The 1065-nt window shown below is 71.4% G+C and carries 2 protein-coding genes; both read left to right on the top strand.

Annotation, left to right across the window (positions count from 1 at the left end; all coding sequences use genetic code 11):
* Positions 1–203 (top strand): alpha/beta hydrolase (locus G6028_RS14080; protein WP_182659245.1); only part of this gene is annotated, 203 nt, incomplete at its 5' end.
* An 8-nt stretch (positions 204–211) separates the two neighbouring features.
* The gene (locus G6028_RS14075; protein WP_182659246.1) at positions 212–1024 is read left to right on the top strand and encodes an IclR family transcriptional regulator domain-containing protein; all 813 of its coding nucleotides are present in this window, start codon (positions 212–214) and stop codon (positions 1022–1024) included.
* The last annotated feature ends 41 nt before the right edge of the window (positions 1025–1065 follow it).

Here is a 1065-nt window from a genome sequence, read left to right as displayed (position 1 = left end):
CCTGCCCCACCCTCGTGGTGGCCGGCGACGAGGACCCCTCCACCGCGCCCGAGGTGGTCCGCGAGATCGCCGACGGCGTACCCGGAGCCCACTTCGTGACGTTGTCCCCCGCCGCCCACGTACCCACAGTGGAGATGCCCGAACGCGTCTGCGAGGTCCTGCGCACCCACCTGACCCGGGCCCACGCACCGGACCCCGCGTGACCGCGGACGTGCCGGAGCCCGCCGAGACCGAACCCGGGACAGCATCCGAACGATCCGCCTCCCCCGATTATGTCCAGTCCCTCGCACGCGGCCTCGCCGTCATCACCGCCTTTGACGCCGGCCACCCGCGGCAGACCCTCAGCGAGGTCGCCCGGGCCACCGGACTCACGCGAGCGACGGCCCGCCGGTTCCTCCACACGCTGGTGGAGCTCGGCTACGTGGACACCGCCGGATCGGCGTTCTGGCTCACCCCGCGCGTACTCGACCTCGGCTACAGCTATCTGTCGGCCATGCCACTGACCGACCTGGCACAACCACATCTCGAACGGCTCAGTGCCCGCCTCGACGAGTCGTCGTCGATCGCCGTTCTCGACGGTCACGACATCGTCTACGTCGGCCGCGTCCAGGTGCGCCGGATCATGAGCATCGGCATCACCATCGGCACCCGGTTCCCCGCCTTCGCCACCTCGATGGGCCGGGTCCTGCTGGCCGCCCTGCCCCCCGAGGACCTGGACTCCTACCTGTCCGCGACCGATCTGCGGGTGCTCACACCGCACGGGATCAGCGACGAATCCGGGCTGCGCGCCGAACTGGCGGAGATCGCCGACCGCGGGTGGGCGCTGGTCGACCAGGAGCTCGAGCCCGGGCTGCGCTCGCTGGCCGCCCCTGTCCGCGACCGCGACGGGCGGGTGGTGGCCGCACTCAACGTCTCCACCCACGCCGCCCGGTACTCGACGCAGCAACTCCGGGACGAACTCGTCCCCGTCATCGTGGACTCCGCCCGGGCGCTGTCCGCCGACCTGGCGACCGTCAACCGATGACCCTCCGGCCCCCAACCACCACCTTCTCCAGGAGAACCCAT

It is taken from the genome of Dietzia cercidiphylli (assembly GCF_014145145.1).
Lineage (GTDB): Bacteria > Actinomycetota > Actinomycetes > Mycobacteriales > Mycobacteriaceae > Dietzia > Dietzia natronolimnaea.
Note: the sequence above shows the minus strand (reverse complement) of the source record. Positions and strands in the feature narration are given on the sequence as shown.